8 protein-coding genes are annotated in these 21,441 nt (G+C 54.7%); 3 read left to right on the top strand and 5 right to left on the bottom strand.

All coding sequences use genetic code 11. From position 1 onward, the window contains the following. Positions 1-202 precede the first annotated feature (202 nt). Complete coding sequence (locus ACI48J_RS12880; protein ID WP_405083060.1) at positions 203-12,043, top strand: adhesin; 11,841 nt, start codon at positions 203-205, stop codon at positions 12,041-12,043. Between the two features lie 292 nt (positions 12,044-12,335). Continuing rightward, positions 12,336-14,123, top strand: coding sequence for a sulfatase-like hydrolase/transferase (locus tag ACI48J_RS12875; protein WP_405083059.1), 1,788 nt, complete (start codon positions 12,336-12,338; stop codon positions 14,121-14,123). Between the two features lie 78 nt (positions 14,124-14,201). Here ACI48J_RS12875 and ACI48J_RS12870 read toward each other — a convergent pair whose 3' ends face one another. The 5 genes from ACI48J_RS12870 to ACI48J_RS12850 all read right to left on the bottom strand — a co-directional run bounded on the left by ACI48J_RS12870 (position 14,202) and on the right by ACI48J_RS12850 (position 19,602). After that, complete coding sequence (locus ACI48J_RS12870) at positions 14,202-15,419, bottom strand: sialidase family protein (RefSeq protein ID WP_405083058.1); 1,218 nt, start codon at positions 15,417-15,419, stop codon at positions 14,202-14,204. A 45-nt stretch (positions 15,420-15,464) separates the two neighbouring features. Then, entirely contained in the window at positions 15,465-15,830 is a 366-nt protein-coding gene (locus ACI48J_RS12865; protein WP_326050097.1) for a hypothetical protein, read from the bottom strand. 138 nt (positions 15,831-15,968) lie between these two features. Beyond that, positions 15,969-17,153, bottom strand: coding sequence for an aminotransferase class I/II-fold pyridoxal phosphate-dependent enzyme (locus ACI48J_RS12860; RefSeq protein ID WP_405083057.1), 1,185 nt, complete (start codon positions 17,151-17,153; stop codon positions 15,969-15,971). Next, on the bottom strand, positions 17,146-18,084 hold the full coding sequence (locus tag ACI48J_RS12855) for a D-alanine--D-alanine ligase (RefSeq protein WP_405083222.1): 939 nt from the start codon (positions 18,082-18,084) through the stop codon (positions 17,146-17,148). The genes ACI48J_RS12860 and ACI48J_RS12855 overlap by 8 nt, the downstream gene beginning before the upstream one ends. A 27-nt stretch (positions 18,085-18,111) precedes the next feature. Continuing rightward, positions 18,112-19,602, bottom strand: a complete 1,491-nt coding sequence (locus ACI48J_RS12850; RefSeq protein ID WP_405083056.1) for a PLP-dependent aminotransferase family protein — start codon at positions 19,600-19,602, stop codon at positions 18,112-18,114. Between the two features lie 394 nt (positions 19,603-19,996). Between ACI48J_RS12850 and ACI48J_RS12845 the strand changes: the two genes are divergently transcribed. After that, a complete protein-coding gene (locus ACI48J_RS12845; RefSeq protein WP_405083055.1) occupies positions 19,997-21,427 on the top strand; it encodes a PLP-dependent aminotransferase family protein in 1,431 nt (476 codons plus the stop codon). Positions 21,428-21,441: the final 14 nt, after the last annotated feature.

Raw genomic sequence — 21,441 nt, 5'->3', positions numbered from 1 at the left:
ATGTTTGTTTATACGCAATATTAAAGAACCCGAGACAACTGCTCAGGTTCTTTTTTTGTTTTCCCGCTATCCTTAGTCACATTAAACCGCTGTATTTGTGGTCCTCTTTTTATGCATAGGGTCAAGATTCCCTTTCATAGATATAGTCGAACCTTCCATTAATCGGGAGCCGATCATTATCTGACTTGGAGGATATGCAGCGATGGCCTTTTTGCAGCGATATGCCGCAAACCAGACAGGCGCCATTACATTTACAGGCAACACACTCGGATTGAGCCGATCCGAAACTGCCGGCGTTCCAGGAACAGTAGACAGCATAGGGGCTTACATAACTACGGACACGACACTTCAGTACGGTACATATCCGGCAGGAACGACCAGCTTATACACCTCCAACAGCTCCGCCGCAGTTCTCACTCTTCCCGCAGGAAGTACGGTATTGTACGCAGAGCTCATCTGGGGCGGCTCCTACCTGGACGGCACGGTCAACAATACCGCTTTTATCAACAATCCCGTCACTTTCACCACACCGGCGGGCACATCGAGCGTGACTCCGGATGCCGCTACCGTCTATAACGTGACGTTCTCGGTTTCTCCAAGCTCTGTTCTGGCATACGTCCGCACGGCGAATGTAACGGCTCTGGTCAGTGCCGGAGGCGCGGGAACCTACACGGCCAAAAGCATCGTAGGCACGCTTGCCGTTCCGGACCCCACAGCCAATCACGCCGGATGGACGCTGGCAGTAGTGTACCAGAACCCGAGTCTTCCCTTCCGGAACCTCTCGCTGGGTGTGGGCGCGGAGATTGTCCAGTCGACTTCGGGGGCCGTCAATGTGGTCATCTCCGGGTTCGCCACTCCGGCGCAGGGGACGTTAAAAGGCCGTGCGTTAATCAGCGCACAGGAAGGAGACGCCAACAAAACCGGGGACCAGGCTCTGTTCGGTCCGACGGCATCGAGTCTGACGGCTTTATCGGGGGCCAACAATTTCGCCGCCAACTTTTTCGCGTCCCAAATCAATAAAGATGACGGCACGCTCGATACAACCGGAACGTTCGGTACGCGCAACGCCGTAAACGGAGCTCCGGGCACGCTGATCAGCGGCGGACGCCAGGGCTGGGACATCACCAACGTGGACATATCTTCGACGCTGAAAAACGCCCAGACCTCCGCGATTTTACAACTGACGACGTCCGGGGACGGATATATCGTGAATGCGAACGCCATTCAAATCGATATTAACGCTCCTCTCGTCACCGTGACTAAAACCGCCAGCGTCACCGGAGCCGTCATCGGGGATACGGTCACGTACACCATCGCCGTTAGGAATACCGGATTGGTCGACGCCTCCAACACGGTCTTCACCGATCCGATTCCGGCCGGTTCCACGCTCGCCGCGAACAGTGTGACCGTCAACGGGACCGCCCGTACGGGTACCGATCCTTCGGCCGGCATCCTGCTCGGGACGATAAGCGCGGGCAGTACGACCACCGTGACGTTCCGGGTGACCGTGACCTCCCTTCCGTCGCCCGCTCAGCTTTCGAACCAGGCGACCGCCAGTTTCTCGTTTCAGAGCGTTACCGGAGGACCGGTTATTTCGGGGAGCGTTCCCTCGAACACACTCACCGTCCCGATCTATCAGCCGGTTATCGGACTCGTCAAAACGGCGAACACTTCTACCGCGACCGTGGGAGATACGGTTACTTACACCTTGACGGCTACGAACACGGGGAGTATCCGTGCGGCCGCCACGTTGACCGATCCCATTCCCGCGGGGTCCACTTTTGTGACGGGCAGTGTAACCGTCAACGGAACATCCCAGCCGGCCGCAAATCCGGCGACGGGGTTCTCCGTCGGCAACATCGATGCCGGAGGGGGCGTCGTTACCGTCACGTTTCAAACGGTTGTGACGTCTGTCCCCACCGGGGGAAAACTAACCGATCAGGGCACGGCCAGCTACACGTATTCTCCTCCCGACGGGCGGACGCTTTCCGGTTCGGCGGTATCCAACACGCTGTCCATTCCCGTCTCGGCGCCGAACGTTACCGTGGTCAAAACCGCCGGTGCAACGGACGCTGTCGTCGGAGACACCGTGACTTACACCATTACGGCGACGAATAACGGGATTACGGCCGTCACCGGTGTGGTCGTAACCGATCCGATTCCGGCCGGCTCCTCACTCGTTACCGGCAGCGTAACCGTGAACGGGACGGCGGTGCCTGCCGCAAATCCGGCGACAGGGGTTCCCGTCGCATCCATTGCAGCGGGCTCCTCGGCAGTGGTCACTTTCCGTGTTAATGTAACATCCGTTCCGTCGCCCGCTCAGCTTTCCAACCAGGCGACTGTCAGCTTTTCGTCCGGCGCTTTTACCGGCTCGTCCCTGTCCAATACGATCACGCTGCCTGTCTACCAAGCGGTCGTATCGGCGGTGAAAAGCGTCAGTCCCGCAAGCGCGACGGTCGGTGCGACCCTCACTTATACCGTCACTGTAAAAAACTCCGGCAACCTTCCCGTCTCCCTTAACGTGAGTGATCCGATTCCGGCCGGCTCCACGTTTCTTGCGGGCAGTGTCACGGTCAACGGCACGTCTTTACCGGCGGCGAATCCGGCAGCGGGATTCGCGGCGGGAAGTTTGGCGGCCGGTGCAAGCTCCGTCATCACGTTCCAGACAGTCGTCGCTTCCCTGCCCGCTTCATCCCGGCTCGTGGATCAGGCGACCGTGTCCTATACGTATCTGCCCCCGGACGGGCGGACGCTCACCGGAAGTGCCGTCTCCAATGAAGTGTCCGTTCCTGTATCGGCGCCGAACGTCACAGCCGTCAAATCCGTTTCCAACACGGCCGCCACTGTCGGAGACGTCATTACGTACACGGTTGTCGCCGCCAACGGCGGCAATGTCCCGGTAACCAGCGTCGTTATAACCGACCCGGTTCCGGCCGGCACCACATTCAATACCGGCAGTGTAACTGTGAACGGGACCGCTGTCCCGGCGGCCAATCCCGCCGCTGGAGTGCCGGTAGGCGCTATCGCCGCCGGAGCTTCGACGACGCTGCAATTTACGGTTGCCGTTACTTCGCTGCCCTCTCCCGCCACGCTCGGAAACCAGGCAACCGTCAGTTTTACATCCGGTGCTTTTACCGGCTCTTCCGTTTCCAATACGGTATCTGTTCCGGTTTACCAACCCGTGCTCTCGGCCGTCAAGAGCGCCGATACGGCAAGAGCTACTGTAGGAGACAGTGTGACCTACACGGTGAGTTTGACGAACAGCGGCAACTACAACGCGAGCATTACGCTGACGGACCCGATTCCCGCCGGTTCCTCGTTCGCTCCGAACAGCGTAACCGTTAACGGACTGCCGCTGGCCGGAGCCGATCCGGTTACGGGCATATCCGTCGGAACTGTTTCGCCTGGAACGACGTCAACGGTTACTTTTCAGACGGTCGTAAATTCCTTGCCCGCCCCTCCGCAGCTAAGCGATCAGGCCGCAGCGGCTTACACGTACCGTCTTCCGGACGGAAGAACGCTGACCGGCACGGTGTCGTCCAATACGCTTACCATCCCGGTTTCGGCGCCTAACGTGTCGGTTGTCAAAACCGCTTCCGCCACGGATGCGGTAATCGGCGATACGTTGACTTACACGATTGCCGTTACGAACAACGGGATAGAAGCCGTATCGGGTGTCGTGGTGACCGACCCGATTCCGGCGGGCTCTTCGTTTGTTACGGGAAGCGTAAATGTAAGGGGAGCGCCGCTTCTCACCGCCAATCCTGCCGCGGGCATTCCCGTCGGAAGCATTGCGGCAGGCGCTTCCGCGGCCGTAACGTTTGCCGTACAGGTCAATACTCTGCCCTCTCCGCCGCAGCTTAGCAACCAGGCTTCCGCGAGCTTTACCAGCGGAGCGTTTTCCGGAACGGCCGTATCCGACCTTCTGATTGTACCTGTTTACCAGCCGGTTCTGGCCGCTGTGAAAAGCGCCGGCGCCTCACGTGTCACCGTCGGCGATACCGTTACCTATACCGTCACCGTAACGAATTCGGGCAATCTGGCCGCCCAGCTTACCGTGACGGATCCGATCCCGGCCGGTTCGTCTTTTGTCGCCAATAGTGTGACGGTCGGAGGGGTTCCGGTCCCGGGAGCCAATCCAGCTACGGGCATAGCCGCGGGTTCCGCGGGACCGGGAGCGGCCGTGACGGTCACATTCCAAACCGTCGTCAACACGCTCCCCGCACCGCCTGTTTTGACCGACCAGGCCCAGGTTTCATATACCTACCGTCCGCCCGATGGACGCTCGCTGACTGGCTCCGTCTCCTCCAATAGCGTTACGCTTCCCGTCTCCCTGCCGAATGTTACGATCGTGAAAAGCCCGTCCGCACCCGATGCGATTCCGGGGGATGTGGTAACTTATACGCTGACGGTTTCCAACAGCGGGACAGGTGCCGTATCGAACGTCGTAGTAACCGATCCGATTCCGGCCGGCTCCGTCTTCGTTGCAGGAAGCGTAAAAGTAAACGGCACCGCCGTTCCGGCCGTTAATCCGGCTAACGGTATCTCTGCGGGGACCATTGCGGCCGGAGCTTCATCGACCCTCGTCTTCTCGGTGCAGGTCTTGTCGCTGCCTTCCCCGCCGCAGCTTGTAAACCAGGCAACCGTCAGCTACACGAGCGGTTCCTTCAGCGGTTCGGCAGCCTCCAATACGGTCAGTCTTCCTGTCTACGGGCCCATCGTCACCGTAAAGAAAAGCGCAAATCTCTCGCAAGGAACCGTAGGCGATCTTGTCACCTACTCGATCACAGCCTCCAATAGCGGAAATATCGGGGTTACCGCTTCGATTACCGATGCGATTCCGGCCGGCAGTTCGCTTGTGTCCAACAGCGTCGCCCTCAACCAAGTCCCCCTACCGGGAGCCAACCCCGCCGGCGGTATCGCCGCGGGCACTCTGGCACCCGGCGCTTCAACGACTCTGACATTTCAGGTGGTGATTACTTCCGTGCCTACGCCTCCACAGTTAGTCGATCAGGCAGCCGTGTCGTATACGTATCAGCCTCCGGACGGACGGACGGTTTCCGGCTCCGCTTCGTCCAACACCGTCGTGATCCCGGTTTCCGCTCCTAATGTTGTCATAAGCAAAAGCGCAAGCGCCGCCGATGCCGTCGTAGGCGATACGATCACGTACACGCTTGTCGCAGTGAATAACGGCATTGAGAATGTGACGAACGTGATCGTGACCGACTCTATTCCCGGCGGCACAACGCTCGTGCCCGGAAGCGTGACTGTCAACAGCGTCCCTGTGCCGGCCGCAAACCCTTCCGCAGGCGTGCCGGCGGGTCTGATTGTTCCGGGGGGAGCGGCTGCCGTAACTTTCAGCGTGCTTGTCAATTCGCTGCCGGCCTCCGGACAGCTAGTGAACCGCGGTTCCGTCAGTTTTACAAGCGGCACGCTCTCTTTCTCTTCTTTATCGAACACCGTTACCGTTCCCGTCTATCAAACCATTCTGTCTATAGCCAAAAGCGCAAATACCGTCAACGCAACCGTAGGAGACACGATTACTTACACGCTCGTGCTTTCCAACAGCGGAAACATTGCCGCTTCGGCAACCGTGACGGATCTGATTCCCGCCGGTTCCGTCCTGCTTGCCAACAGCGTTACCGTGAACGGTTCTCCACGCGCCGGAGCCGATCCTTCGGCCGGAATTCCCGTCGGTTCCGTCGCGCCCGGCGTTCCCGTGACGGTCACGTTCCAAACGGTCGTAAACTCCGTTCCGGCCTCATCGATCCTTCTCGATCAGGCTTCCACAAGCTTTGTATTTGTCCCTCCGGACGGACGCTCCGTTACCGGCTCGGCCTTGTCCAACGCGCTTGTGATCCCGGTCTCGGCTCCCAACGTGACGGTTACACTTACAACAGCTTCTACGGATGCCGTCCTCGGAGATGTCGTCTCCTACACCATCACGGCGACCAATAACGGCATCGAGAACGTGACCGGTGTTCTCGCCACGGATTCCATCCCGGCCGGATCGGTATTCATTCCGGGAAGCGTGGTTCTGAACGGTGTTCCGCTGCCGTCGGCCAATCCGTCTGTGGGTGTTCCCGTCGGCATCATTGCGCCGGGCGCCTCGGCCGTACTCAGCTTTCAAACCAGCGTAACGTCGCTGCCTTCTCCGCCCGTCCTGTCCAACAGAGCCATCGTCTCCTTCACTTCGGGCGCTTTTACCGGGTCCAGCACGTCGGAAACCGTGCTTGTGCCTGTTTATCAGCCGATTCTAGCGGCCGTCAAAACGGCTAATTTCTCCAACGCTACGGTTGGCGATACGATCGCTTATACGATTGCGGTAACGAACAGCGGAAATATTGCCGCCAGCCTCATCGTAACCGATCCGATCCCTCCGGGCTCCACTTTTCTGGCTAACAGTGTGCTTGTGAACGGACTGCCTCTCCCCGGAGCGGATCCCACGACAGGCATTGCGGCAGGCTCGCTTCCGCCTGGAGCGACCATATCGGTTTCGTTCGAAACCGTTGTCGTTTCCGTCCCGCCGTCTTCAAGACTGAACGATCAGGCCGCGGTCGCGTTTACGTTCCAGCCTCCGGACGGACGCACCATCAGCGAATCTGTCAATTCGAATCCCGTTACGATTCCTGTATCCGCGCCGAACGTGACGGTTACGAAAACCGCCGGTTCCACGGATGCCGTCGTCGGCGATACCATCGCCTACACCATCACCGCCACGAACAGCGGCATTGAAAATGTGGCCAACGTCGTTATTTCCGATCCTATCCCGGCCGGCTCGGTTCTTGTCCCGGGCAGTGTAACCCTGAACGGACTGCCTGTTACCGCGGGTAATCCGGCTGCAGGCATTCCTTCCGGAATTATCGCGCCAGGCGCTTCGGCCGTTCTCCGTTTCCAAGCGACGGTCACTTCTTTGCCTTCTCCGGCCCAGCTCCTGGATCAGGCTACGGTCAGCTATACTTCCGGCGCTTTTACAGGATCTTCGGTCTCCGCGCCGCTCTCCATTCCCGTGTATCAGCCTCTTATCACCTTGGCCAAAAGCGGAAATTCAACCAACGCAACCGTAGGCGACACGATCACCTATTCGATTCTGGTAACCAATTCCGGCAATATCGGCGCTGCCGCCACGATCACGGACCCGATTCCGGCCGGCTCCGCCTTCTTTGTGAACAGTGTCACCGTGAACGGCACATCGTACCCTGGGTCCGATCCGTCCACGGGAATTGCAGTCGGGTCCATTGCGCCCGGAAGTTCCACTCTAGTCACCTTCCAGGTAATTGTCACTTCTGTTCCGGTACCGGCTTCGCTCGTCAACCAGGCTTCCGCCAGCTTTACTTTCGTTCCGCCGGACGGACGTATTATCCAGGAATCCGCCGTCTCCAACGTAGTCTCCATTCCTGTATCGGCCCCCGATATCTTGGTCTCCAAAACGGCCGGTTCCACGGATGCGGCAGTAGGCGATACGATCACCTATACGATTACCGCTTCCAACGCCGGTATCTCCGGCGTGACTAACGTGGTCGTGACAGATCCCATTCCAACCGGTTCCGTTTTGGTCCCCGGGAGCGTGACCGTGAACGGGGTCGTTAAGCCCGGCGCTGACCCGGCTGCCGGTATCGCAGTCGGATCTGTAGCCCCCGGCGCCGTAGCGACGGTTTCTTTTCAAGTCACCGTCACTTCCCTGCCGTCTCCCCCCGTCTTGTCCAATCAGGCGCGGGTCAGCTACACATCCGGAGCTTTTTCCGGCAGTTCTCTCTCGGACCCGGTAGTCATCAGCGTGTACCAGCCGATACTCAGCATTACCAAAAGCGCCAACACCGCCAATGCCACGGTGGGAGATACAATCGTCTACACGATCCTCGCGGTCAATTCCGGCGATATCGCAGCGGTAACGACGATTTCGGATCCGATTCCCGCCGGCTCGACATTTATAGCCAACAGCGTGACCGTGAACGGACAGCCAATCCCCGGAGCCGACCCGACCGTCGGGATCGCAGTCGGTCCGATCCCGCCTGCAGGCACGGCGGGAGTGACTTTCCAGGTTGTCGTTACTTCCGTCCCGTCTCCGCCGGCACTTGTCGACCAGGCAACCGCCGCGTTCACCTTCCAGCCGCCCGACGGAAGGACGCTGAGCGGTACTGCTCTTTCCAACACCGTCAGCATCCCGGTATCGGCTCCGAACGTGACCGTGGCCAAGAGCGCCAGCGCGGCGGACGCCGTATTCGGAGATACGGTGACGTATACCATCACGGCGGCGAACAGCGGGATCGAAGCGGTGACCGGTGTTATCGTAACCGATCCGATTCCGACCGGCTCCGTTTTCGTTCCGGGCAGCGTAACGCTTGGCGGTGTGCCTCTTCCATTGGCCCGGCCCGACGCGGGTATCAATGCCGGAACGATCGCAGCGGGGGCAACTGCCACCGTCACCTTCCAGGTTACGGTTACATCGCTCCCGTCTCCGCCCGTTCTGTCCAACCAGGCTGCCGTAAGCTTCACATCGGGAGTTTTCTCCGGCACTTCTTACTCCGACCCGGTTACCGTACCGCTCTATCAGCCGATCCTTCAACTCGTCAAAAGTGCAAATTTCTCCAATGTGACCGTCGGAGACACTCTGACTTATTCGATACAGACAACCAACAACGGAAATATCGCCGCCGCCCTCGTCGTATCGGATCCTATTCCCTCAGGATCGCAGTTTATTGAAAACAGCGTCAGCGTAAACGGAATTCCCGTACCGGGCGCTTCACCCGTCTCCGGTATAATCGCCGGAAGTGTTCTCCCGGGAAGTACGGCTTCCGTCATGTTCCAAGTTCTCGTTACATCGGTTCCCAACCCGCAGCAGTTGACGGATCAGGCAACCGCCGATTTTACTTTCCTGCCCCCGGACGGACGCACCGTAAACGGCTCCGCCGTTTCCAACACCTTGTCCGTTCCGGTATCGGCTCCGAACGTATCCGTCGTAAAGGGAACGACTGCGGCCGATGCCATATTCGGGGATATCGTCACTTACTCTATCGCCGTCACGAACAACGGAATAGAAGCCGTGACCGATACGGTCGTGACCGATCCGATCCCGGCCGGCTCCGTTTTCCTGCCGGGTAGCGTCACGGTAGGAGGCACAACCAGGCCCGGAACGAGTCCGGTTACCGGTATTCCTTTGGGCACCCTTGCGTCAGGCTCCACGACAGTGGTTACTTTCCAAGTCACCGTCCAGTCTCTGCCGACGCCTCCCCAACTGTATAACCAGGCGTCCGTCGCGTTTACGAGCGGGGCCTTTACGTTCTCATCGGTATCGAATCCCGTTGTCGTGCCGATCTTCCAGCCTATCCTAACCGTCGCCAAATCGGGCAGTTCGGACAACGCAACCGTGGGAGACACCGTCACTTATACGATTGTCCTCACGAATACGGGCAATCTTGCGGCGAGCGCATCGGTAACCGATCCCATTCCACCGGGATCTTCCTTCGTGCCGAACAGTGTCACGCTGAACGGGATCCCCTTGCCCGGAACCGATCCTGTTACGGGCATACCTACGGGATCCATTGCCCCCGGCGGGTCCGCTGCCGTTACCTTTCAGGTGCTCGTTACGGCCGTTCCGGCTCCTCCCCTGCTTATCGATCAAGCATCGGCGCAGTTTACTTTCGTTTCTCCGGACGGAAGGACGAATACGGGATCGGGCGCATCGAACACGGTCATTGTTTCGGTATCTAGTGTTCCTGTCACAGCAGTCAAGGAGACTGATCTGCGAAGCTCCATTCTCGGCGATACCATCCGGTATACGATCACCGTAACGAACAAGGATGCCGATCTTATCCGGGAAGTCTTGCTCACAGATCCGCTTCCGCAGGGTTCCGCTTTCGTGAAAGGCAGTGTAACCGTGGACGGTGTTGCCTTGCCCGATGCCGATCCCAATACGGGCATCGCTATCGGGCAGCTGGCATCCGGAGCCTCGGCCTCCGTTTCCTTCCAGGCATCCGTCGTATCGCTTCCGTCTCCTCCGGAGCTTACGAATCAGGCTGTCGTTACTTTCGTCAGCGGCGCCGAATCCGAGTCCATTGTATCCAATTCCGTTACCGTTCCTGTTCTTCAGCCGGTTCTGACGGTTCAGAAGACGGGCGACACAGACAGCGTGGCGGCCGGGGATACCGTGCTCTATACGATTACAGTGGCGAACACCGGATCCACCGGTGCATTTACCACGATCACGGATGTACTGCCGCCGAAAACGGTTCTTGTGCCGGACAGCGTCACCGTCAACGGCACCGTGATTCCCGGTGCCGATCCCGCCGCGGGAATCACGGTCGGCACCATTGCTCCGGGGGCGTCGGCGTCAGTCTCCTTCCTTGTGCGGGTTACCGCGATGCCTCCGGAAGGCATTGTCGTAAACCAGGCGCTATCCGCCTTCTCGTTCCAGACGCCGGACGGCCGCACGCATGAAGGCAGCTCCGCTTCGGAACCGGTTGTGATCCCTGTCACGCCGCACTCCGTCAGCCTGCTCAAAAACAGCACCGTAGAGGCTGCCGCAATCGGCGATGTTCTTGCGTTCGGCATAGCCGTGACGAACGGAGGGCAGGCCCCTGCTGCCGATATGATCGTCACGGATCTCCTGCCGGAGGGAACGTCTTTCGTGCCGGGAAGTGTAACGGTCGACGGCACTGCTCTTCCGGATGCCCGGCCACAAGCCGGAATTGCCTTGGGGGCCGTTCCGCCACAGAGCAAAGTCCTGATCGGATTCCAGGTGGAAGTCACCTCCGTTCCGGCATCGGCCCAGCTCGTCAATACGGCATCGGCAAGCTTCACGTATGCGGACAATTCCTACACGGTATCCGCCAGTTCGGACGCCGTATTCGTCTACGAGTACGGGATCGAAGCCGTGAAAAGTTCAGTCCAGACCATTGCCACGATCGGCTCCGAAATCGCTTATAACGTGGTGGTGACGAATACCGGAACGATTGCCGTGAACTCGCTCGTCTTGACCGACCGGCTGCCGGCGGGGACGCAGCTCGATGCGGACAGTATCCGTATCGACGGGCAACTTCAGCCCGGGGCCAATCTCTCCGCAGGGCTATCCCTGCCCTCACTCGGACCCGGCGGTTCAGCGAGTGTATCCTACATGGTGACGGTAACGGAGCAGCCCGATTCCGGCCAAATCGAAAACCAGGCTCGGATTGAAAGCACGTATGTTCTTCCGGACGGTAAAACCTACTCGGACGTGGTTGCATCCAATCTCATCGGCATAAGCGTGCAATCCCCAGTGATCGTTGCGGAAAAATCGGCATCGCCCGGCATCCGCATCCTGGGAGATGTCGTTGAATACACCGTGGCGATTCGGAACAGCGGAACACTTGCAGCGGATGTTATCCTGCAAGATCTGCTTCCGCCAGACTCGGCCTACCTCCCGGATTCCGTGACCGTTAACGGAGAGCCTCGTCCAGCGGCTGACCCGTCCGACCTGGCCATCGGACTTCTGGCTCCCGGCACTGCCGTAACAGCAGCTTTCCGTTTAACGATAACGTCGCTTCCGGCGGAGGGTCTTCTCCGGAACCGGGCTACGGCAACGTTTACGTACCGGCTGCCGGACGAAACAGCCGTTTATACCGGCGCATCCGCATCCAATGAAGTCGTCCTGCCCGTTTTTGCACCGGCTGCGTCGATCGATTTGAATGTTGACAGCCATGAAGCGGCCCCTGGAGATGTACTGACCTATACGGCCGTCATTACGAATACAAGCCGCGCGCCAATCGTTGAAATCTTTACGCAAAATGACCTCCCCGCCGGTCTCGCTTTCGTACCCGGAAGCGTTCGGATTAACGGCATGGCCGCACCTAACGCGGACATAACCGCGGGAATCCCGCTCGGAGAGCTTCAGGAAGGCGAGAGCATAAACGTTCAGTTCGCTGTCGCCATACTTCCCGCTACGTATGGGTTGATTTCACTCCGGCTGCCTGTAGGGTTCTCTGTCAGGCTCCCGGATGGCCGCCTTATTTCCGGCAGCCAGCAGTCCAATCCGGTTACCGTTCGGATCGTTCATCACGAAGAGTAACTGAACACCGCACGGAAAGACCGCGGAAAGTTCTGCCTGATCGAATTCAAAATCGTTCTTACCTAGATGAGGCAACCTGAAAACCGCTGCTTCCATTGATTCGCTTTAACACCCTCCACTAGTGGTCAGGGTGTTTTTTTTGCAATCAGCCGTACGGCTGTATCGGAGGTAACCGTATATGGCTTCGTGTTCATTTAATTTAAACGAGTATCCCACTTCTGAAGTCCTGCCGTCAGGTTATACTTTTTTCACGCCGGATCACATAATTTAGGGTAAGAAGATTTTCTAGGATGTGATTCCCATTAACCGACATATAAAAAGGCCTAATTTTTTAGTGTTCCTGGTCGATGAAGAACGGTACCCGCCTGTTTACGAAAACGTGGAAATCAAAGAATGGCGTGAACAGAATCTTGTGGCTCAAAATCTTTTGAAGTCTCATGGATTGGAATTTCACAGACATTATATAGGGAGCGCAGCGTGTTCCCCCAGCCGTGCCACCTTAATGACGGGTCATTATCCTTCTCTTCATGGCGTCACGCAGACAACGGAAATCGCGAAAGAAGCTTTTGACTCGGATATGTTTTGGCTGGATAGAAACACCGTACCTACGATGGGAGATTATTTTCGCGCAGCCGGATACCGGACGTTTTATAAAGGGAAATGGCATATATCCCATGAAGATATTACCATACCTGGTACTCACACCAGCCTTCCAAGCTACGATCCTGTGACAGGTGTACCGGACAAAAGCCTTGAAGCTCTATATTTGAACGCCGACCGCTTGAACGATTTCGGCTTTTCCACGTGGATCGGACCAGAACCTCACGGAAGAAACCCGCGTAATTCGGCCTCATCGGCCGGAATCGGACTAAGCGGCAGAGACGAGATTTACGCGGCGGAAGCGGTCGAACTCATAGAGGGCCTGAACCGATTGAACCGTCAAGACAATCTTGCGGAACCTTGGCTGCTCGTAGCTTCCTTTGTGAATCCGCACGATATAGTTTTGTACGGCGCTATTACTGAACGTTTGCCCCAGTTTAAATTTGAAGTGGAATCTATGCCGGAGGTCGCTCCTCCTCCAACTTTAAACGAATCGCTTTTTACCAAACCGCGCTGTCAGGCCAGCTACCGGAATCTGTATCCAAAAGCTTTACAGCCTATTATAGATCAGTCGTTCTATCGCAAACTCTACTACCAACTGCAAAAAAATGCCGACCGGCAAATGCTTAAGGTGTTCGATGCCCTCACCCGCTCTTCTTTCTATGACCAAACGATTGTTATCTTTACATCGGATCACGGAGAAATGCTTGGCGCTCAGGGCCGTCTTCATCAAAAATTTTATTGCGCCTACGAGGAGATTCTGCATGTTCCCTTCCTCATTCACAATAAACATTTATTTCCGCAGCATGCAAGCTTCCGTACTCCTACAAGCCATGTTGATCTTCTGCCTACTATGCTTGGACTAGCGAATGTGAATATCGAAGAGATTCAGAACACCTTGCGAAACACATTCAGCGAAGTTCATCCTTTTGCCGGGCGCGACCTCAGTCCCTATCTCTCCGGAGGGGGCTTGTCCGCAATCGACGATCAGCCGGTTTATTTCATGACGGATGACGATGTTACCCGGGGCCAGCATCAGATCAGTCCATTGGGGGTGCCCTATTCATCCGTTATTCAGCCTACCCACATCGAGACTGTCATCACACCGTTCTATAGAAACGGAAAGAAAGAAGTATGGAAGTTCTCCCGCTACTTCGATGATGCTCAATTCTGGAGCCAGCCGGGCGTACAAGACGTAACGCTCCACCCCGCTAAAGGGGCTGCTTCCGGCACCCCGGATGCGCTCTGGGTCACCCAAGTCAAAACCCGACCAGTTCCAGACGAGTATGAACTGTATAACATAACCCTTGATCCGATGGAAACATGCAACCTGGCTCATCCCGCATATGCAACGGAACAAACGAGAACAATTCAACAGCGGATGATGAATCTGCTGGCCGGTCAGCGTCAACAAAAGCGATTATATCCCGTTAAAAAACACTTCGCTGCTCCCCACACAACTGCTCAAACAAATTCTTAAGCGAAGTCAGCCCGGTACGGCAAATTTTGATTTTAGATTGTGCGTATGCGTATGTTTTTTTTCAGGTTCGGCATAAGTTTATTGATTATCTCCAAACCAGATGTTTTCAACTCCTGTCCGTGTGTCCGTCCAAACGGTGACAAGACGGTCTGTCTGAGGGACAATCGCATTGCCGATGTAGTCCCCGATCACAGGAAGACCCGCAACACTAAACGAAGTCGTCGTCAGGCGAGTGTTTACAAACGTTAATCCGCCATCCCTGGATGTAGCGAGAAAAACGTCAAGATTAGGCGGGTTGACCCGATTGGTGTAATAGGAAACAAACACCGCTCCGTCCGAAGGGGAAACCGTGATAGCCGGGAAAAAGTTCTGGGATCCGACCGGACTGTCTGCTATCGGCATTGGCGTTCCCCAATTTACACCAAAGTTTGTGGAGATGGAAAGGTAGATATCGGAATAGCCTTGTCTATAGTCTTGCCATACGGCGTAGACGTTTCCCCGCGTAGACGGTACGTTTGAGATGTCTCCCGACAAGGAGGGATACGTCAGGCACCTGAATTGATAGCCGGGTAATGGCGAAGGTACAACAACGACCGATGTAACCACGGTTTCCCCATCAAATGTGGTTCCGCCATCCTGTGAAGTACGGATATTAAAATTGCTTACGCCGGGAGGCTGGGTTATCCATCCCACGATGAGAATTCCATTTAATGTGATCGCGATACCGGGAAACTCCTCGAATTCGGTGACTGAAGAGAGAAGCGTCGGGTCCGAGTACGTGTTTCCGCCGTCTTTGGAACGATTGAAGAATATGGTATTTCCCGGTGTGAACTCCGTGTTGTAATCGTGGGTATAACCCGTATAAATAGATCCAAAAAACGGGCTGGATCCGGCTTTATCGGTGGTAACTACGACTTGATCGTCATTGATAAACTGTCCATACCCCTGGTTGACAACCACAGGCGGTCCAAACGAGGATGCATTATCGTTGGAGGTATAGCTTACTATCGTACCGCTGAGGCCGTTCTCATCAAAGGCATGTGCCAGCACAACAAAAGAATTCGGAAAAAGATAATCGATATGAGGCGATTCTATGCCCACGAACCCCGTCGGTAACGGGAGGAGCGTCGTACTCCATGTTGCGCCCGCGTCAATGGACTTATAAAGGCCGATATTCGGCGATCCTGTGCTAAAATCTACAGCTACAACCACCATAACAGAAGGATTTAGCCAGTTCACCGCGATGCTTGGTTCAAACTGAATGCTGGCACTCGGCGAAATTTGTATATTCGCCACAGGTCCTCCTCCTCTCTTTATCAGGATAACGACGGTTATCCCCAATTAAGGGCTGAGCTGCCCGATTTGAGTGAGTTCTTGTTGCAGGATTCTTTGATGCTGAATTACGTTTCCGGACGAATCCGTTCCGAAAACCGTGATGACTGTATCGGTCGGCACCGTACCTGTAACCAGAAATTGAACCTGGTAAGAAGTATTGCCTGCGATGTTGAAAGTAAGAATTTGGCTGGTGTTCGCATTGATAAACAGTGAATTCGAATAAACGAGCGCTTTGCTCACTACGCTGTTCCACACGTAGATATGGTAAACAACGTTAGATGTAAAACTGGAATTGTCGTTGTCTATGTTGATGACTAGGTTCGATGCAGGGTTGATTCCCGTATTCGTAATGATGCCTGTGGTTAAAGGCATGTAAGCACTCCCTCTCGGTTCGTTTAGCTTAGTATATGAACGCTACGTCCAAATAGCGTGGACAATGTCACGGGACAGCGTGCCCTTTTTTACTCTTTATTGAAAAAGGAAATGAAACTTACTCCATGTGCAGCGTCATCAAATCGGCTGCGTCGCCCGCATAAACCTCCCCATCCGCTCCAGCCCCTTCTCCAAATTGAAGAGCGAGGCTGCATAGGAGCAGCGAATAAAACCCTCTCCGCCGGATCCGAATACATGTCCCGGCACGACCGCCACCTTCGCTTCCTCCAGCAGCCGAAGAGCGAACTGCTTAGACGACATGCCAGTAGAAGCAATTGAAGGGAAGGCATAGAAAGCCCCCTCAGGCTCGTGACAGGTCAGCCCGATTGCATTCAAGCCTGCTACAAACAGCTTACGGCGTTCATTGTAGTTCGCCATCATCTCATCCTTGGCAGCCATGCCATGACGCAAGGATTCGATTGCGGCGATCTGTGCAAGGGTGGGGGCGCACATGGCCGTGTACTGGTGGATTTTAAGCATGCCGGCTATCAAATCGCGCGGGCCGCAAGCATACCCTACCCGCCATCCTGTCATTGCAAACGCTTTGGAAAAACCGCTGATGACAATCGTGCGCTCCTTCATGCCCGGAAAGGAGGCGATACTGACATGTTTTCTCCCATAAGTCAACTCGGCATAAACTTCATCCGAAATGACAACCAAATTATGTTGGATGATGAGCTCTACAATTGGCAGCCAATCCTGTTCAGTCATAACTGTTCCGGTCGGATTACAGGGATAATTGATCATCAAAGCCTTCGAACGAGGCGTAATCGCCGCTTGAAGTGCTTGGGGGGTCAGCTTGAACTGCTCCTGTACCGAAGCCGCCACCTCCATGATTTTACCGCCATGCAGATGGGTAATCGGTTCATAGGCAACATAGCTTGGGGCCGGAATAAGCACCTCATCACCCGGATTAATTACTGCTCGCAGAGCCAGATCGACGGCTTCGCTGCTACCCACGGTCACGATGATTTCCTGCTCGGGATCGTAGGAAAGCGTGAAGCTGTCTGCAAGATAAGCAGAAAGCTCTTCCCGCAGCTCCATCGAGCCGGCATTTGAGGTATACTTCGTCTGCCCTTCACGCAATGCTTGAATGCACGCTTCACGCACCTTTTCCGGCGTAACGAAATCCGGTTCTCCGACACCAAGGGCGATTGTATCTCCGCCTGCTGCATTCAGATCAAAAAAAGCGCGAATACCCGATGGCCGAATATCCCGTACACGGGAGGATAAAAACCGCCCTGTGCCCTCTTCGCTAAACATCTTGCACCATCCCCCACTCCAGCTTCCGTTCGAGGAGCGAACTGGCAATAATACGGTCCAGCAGTTGTGTAAACGTCATCCCTGATGCTGCTGCGCTCTTCGGAAGCAAGCTATTCCCGGTCATTCCCGGTAAGGTGTTTACTTCCAGCACGTAAGGAACATCCCCACACAAAATCATATCGACTCTTGCATAAACCTTGCACTGCAGCAGCCGATAGCTGGCAAGCGCCGCTTCACGTACTCGCTGCCGGGTAGCTGGAGGCAGCTGGATCACCTTCTCCTCGGCACCGCCGGGCTCATATTTCGCTTTGTAGTCGAACCACTCCGAATGCGCGGAGCGAACACCGATAATCGGCAATACCTCGCCGTCCACAATCGAGCAGGTAAGCTCCATTCCTTTTATATAGGGCTCAATCAAGATCGCCTGATCGAAACTGCCGGCTTTCTGAACAGCCGTCAGCAATTCCTTCTCCTTATGCACAAGTTGGATACCGATGCTGGATCCCCCCATATTCGGCTTCACAATAACCGGGTAACCCAGCTGTTTAACCGCCTGCGGTTCATAATCGTCCATCCCCTGCCAGCAAAGGCCTTCAGGCGTATGCACGCCTACCGTCTTCAGCAGCCTTTTGGATAGCTGCTTATTCATGCATAGGCTGCTTGCCAGGACACCACTGCCTGTATATGGAATGCCCAGTGTCTCCAGCGCTCCCTGCACCGTGCCGTCCTCGCCATACCGGCCGTGAAGCGCCAATAGCGCGAGATCTATGCCTGCCTGTTGAGCCTGTGTGATTAAATCCGCTCGTCGATCGATCACAATTGGAACCACCTCATAGCGGCTGCGATCCAAATGCCGGATCATCTCTTGACCTGTCTGCAGAGAAACCTCTCGTTCAGACGAAATACCCCCCATAATAACGCCGATCCTCATCATGACCCCTCATTCTCTTAAAAATCGTTATGCCTGAAGAAAACTGCGCGCCTCTTGGCCGATTATCCGAATACCCCGCTCGATATTTTCATCCGTCACTCGTGAAAAACCAAGCCGCAATGTATTCGTCCCTTCGCCTTCCCGAATAAAAAACTTGTCTCCCGGCGTAAAAATAACACCCTGTTCGGTGCAAGCTTCCAACAGTTGGCGTGTATCCACGCTTGACGGGAAGGTAAGAAACAAATGCAAGCCCCCGTCGCCGGACAGTTGCGCCTCAGGCAGATGCGCTTTACAGCTCGCCTTCGTCAGCTCATATTTGCGCTTATATTCCATACGCGCTTTTTTTATATATTTATCGAAATTTCCGTTGAGCAAGTATTGATATAAAATCGATTGATCGATTGTTGATGTGTGAATGGTGCGTGCACGCTTAATGCTTTCCAGATTGTGGATCAGCGACCGGTCCCCAAGCACCCACCCCACTCGCAAGCCAGGAAACAGCACCTTGGAGAGGCTGCCAATATAGATGACTCCGTTCCCTTGCCCTGCTGTCGCTATTAACGGGGCAACATGCGCTCCCGAGTAACGCAGCTCCTCATTGAATCCATCCTCGATCACCGGAATTTGATAGCGGGTCATTAATTTTATAACGGCACTGCGCTTCGCCGGCGACATGACGATGCCTGTAGGATTGTGATAGGAAGGAGTCAAATAAGCCAGATCAAAGCTGTTTGTCTGTTTCTGCAATACCTTCTCAAGCCGGTTCACATCAATACCGTCACGTTCCATCGGAATGCCGGTTATTTCAAACCCTTGCAGTTTCAAATTTTTGATCGCTGTATGATGGGTCGGATTTTCACAAATTGCCGCTCCGCGGCGCTCGGAAGGACGCAGTGCCGACAACACAATATCAAAGCCTTCTGTAAACCCGCTTGTAATCAGCATATCCTTGCCGCTTATATCGATGCCTTTATTCTCCATATAACGTAACAGATAATCGATCAGCGGCTTATAGCCCTTGGCATAGCCGTAGTTGAGCAGCACCTGCCCTTCGATTGCCATCCGATCCATAAAGGCTCGTTTTACATCCCTCAGATCAAACAGCTGCTCATCCGGAGCGATGCTTGTGAAAGAGATGACTCCTTTTTGGGCGCGAATGCCCTGCTTCATCATATCCAGCTCCACAGCCGATACGGCATACTCGTTCATTCTTGCCTTCCAGTCGATCTGCCAGGCGGCATGGCCGTCAGCTCTTCCGTTGTCTGTAGTCAGATGGCCGCCCATAGCGGCCACATAGCTGCCTTTGCCTGGAATCGCATACCTAAATCCGTCATCCTCCAGGCCTTCATAGGCTGTAATGACCGAATTGCGGCTCACCTTTAGCAGACCGCTCATTTCTCGTGTGGAGGGCAGCTTCTGATCCGCCTGAAGCGCCCCTTTTATAATTAACCGTTTGATATATTCTTTCACTTGCAGCGCGACCGGACGGTCACCGGCGAGCTTAAAATCCTGGAACATCGTTCATCGCCCCCATTTACTAATGATGGCATAGGAAAGGAGAGAAAAAAAGAACCACCGCACTGGATTTTTAATCCCTCGGTGGTTCCTCCGCATTTTATCCCTTGTACGTTCTCAGATCCATTCATGTATCGGTTTAAGCGATTACTTTAAAGTGAAAATAGTTTATTTTTCAAATACGAACGTTCTAAGTGGCAACACGCCTCCTCGTCCCTTTGGATGAGAAGCTATTTGCAATTTCTTAACGCTGGTTAGGTTTAAAATTCGATAATTGTATCGTTTGCAAAAGAAAGTACTGTTATGATAATATATCTGTCAATGGAGTGTGAATAATTATTAACATATAATCTTTTGGAGCAATCCATAATCCCGGAGAAACACTAGAGGTGAATGAATGCTAAAAGTAAACCGAGATGACGAACGTCCCATCTGGCAGCAGCTTCTAGACCAAGCGATTCATAATATCACAACCGGAAAATGGCCGCCGGGCGAATTGCTGCTCCCATCCCGCGAACTCGCTCCATTGATTGGCGTTTCCCGTTCAACCATACAGATTGTTTACGAGGAGTTATTCAGCCGCGGGTACACTGTAACCTCTCGTCGAGGCGGGACAAGAGTCAGCAAATGGATATATGCGACTCGTCCTACAGAGGTTGCAGCGACACAAGGACCCGTCCCCCCCGAATTGCCTTTATTAAACTCTGCAATCGGCCATTTGCACAGCTGGTTCGGAGACAAAGAAAAACGAAAAGTAGAGATCGATTTCAGTCCCCATGAGCCTTATTTAGACGAACATTTTCAAAAGAATTGGAGGCAATCCTTTTTACATGCCTCCACTGAAACAGACCTGGACAGTTGGGCTTACGGCGACTCCTATGGATTCCTGCCGCTGCGAGAACAGATTCAACGTTATTTGTCGCTTGAACGAGGCGTTCATGTGAATATCGATCAAATCCTATTAACCTCAGGCGCACAACATAGCATCGATTTGATCGCACAAGCCCTTTTACATGAAGGAGAAACGGTTTCGGTTGAAGATCCCGGCTTCCCTGCTGCCTGGATGGCGATGAAGTATCGGCGTATGCAAGTTGTACCCGTTCCGGTCGACGAGTACGGGCTGTGCGTTAACCGCATTCATCCTAGGTCCAAACTTGTCTTTGTTACGCCATCGCACCAGTGTGCGGTTGGAGTTATTATGTCGGAGCCTCGTAGACAACAATTGTTACACATGGCTGCCGAGCAGCGGTTTTGGATTGTTGAGGATGATTACGACAGCGAATTTCGATATCGCGGCGACCCGCTTCCAACCTTGTTCAGTCAGCGCCCTCAGAACACGTTGTATATGATGAGTTTTTCCAAAATGGTTGCGCCCGGTATTCGGATCTCGGCCATCATTGGTCCCAGAGAGGCCATTCGTCAGCTTGCCCGGGTCCATGAATTAACCTATCGTCATCTTCCGATTATGGAGCAATTAACGCTTACTCATTTTATCGAACACGGTCATTTCATGCGTCATATGAGACGAGTTCGAAATATATATCGGCGCAGGCACGAAGCTATGACGAAGGCCATCATCACGACAGGTCTGAACGAACACTTCACGCTAAGCGGCGTAGAAACGGGATTGCATATGCTTCTTGAAGCTGCTAAATCGTTTGACGAAGAAGCCGTGACGAACTTGGCGATCGAAAAGGGAATCCGTGTTTATCCGCTTAGCACGTATTGTTTGGAAAGCGATCGTAAAGGATGGGTACTTGGTTTCGCTAAAGTAGATGAAGCAGCCATTGAAGAAGGCATTTCTCGTCTGGCGGAGATGCTTTTATAATACAAGCCTCCCCG

The organism is Paenibacillus chitinolyticus, from assembly GCF_045038035.1.
In the GTDB taxonomy this organism is placed as follows: Bacteria; Bacillota; Bacilli; order Paenibacillales; family NBRC-103111; genus Paenibacillus_F; species Paenibacillus_F chitinolyticus_A.
Note: the sequence above shows the minus strand (reverse complement) of the source record. Positions and strands in the feature narration are given on the sequence as shown.

Excerpts from the sequence above, each read along its gene's own strand:
- ACI48J_RS12860 (WP_405083057.1), bottom strand. The coding sequence starts at position 17,153 with ATGTTTAGCGAAGAGGGCACAGGGCGGTTTTTATCCTCCCGTGTACGG.
- ACI48J_RS12865 (WP_326050097.1), bottom strand. The coding sequence starts at position 15,830 with ATGCCTTTAACCACAGGCATCATTACGAATACGGGAATCAACCCTGCA.
- ACI48J_RS12880 (WP_405083060.1), top strand. The coding sequence starts at position 203 with ATGGCCTTTTTGCAGCGATATGCCGCAAACCAGACAGGCGCCATTACA.
- ACI48J_RS12850 (WP_405083056.1), bottom strand. The coding sequence starts at position 19,602 with ATGTTCCAGGATTTTAAGCTCGCCGGTGACCGTCCGGTCGCGCTGCAA.
- ACI48J_RS12855 (WP_405083222.1), bottom strand. The coding sequence starts at position 18,084 with ATGAGGATCGGCGTTATTATGGGGGGTATTTCGTCTGAACGAGAGGTT.
- ACI48J_RS12845 (WP_405083055.1), top strand. The coding sequence starts at position 19,997 with ATGCTAAAAGTAAACCGAGATGACGAACGTCCCATCTGGCAGCAGCTT.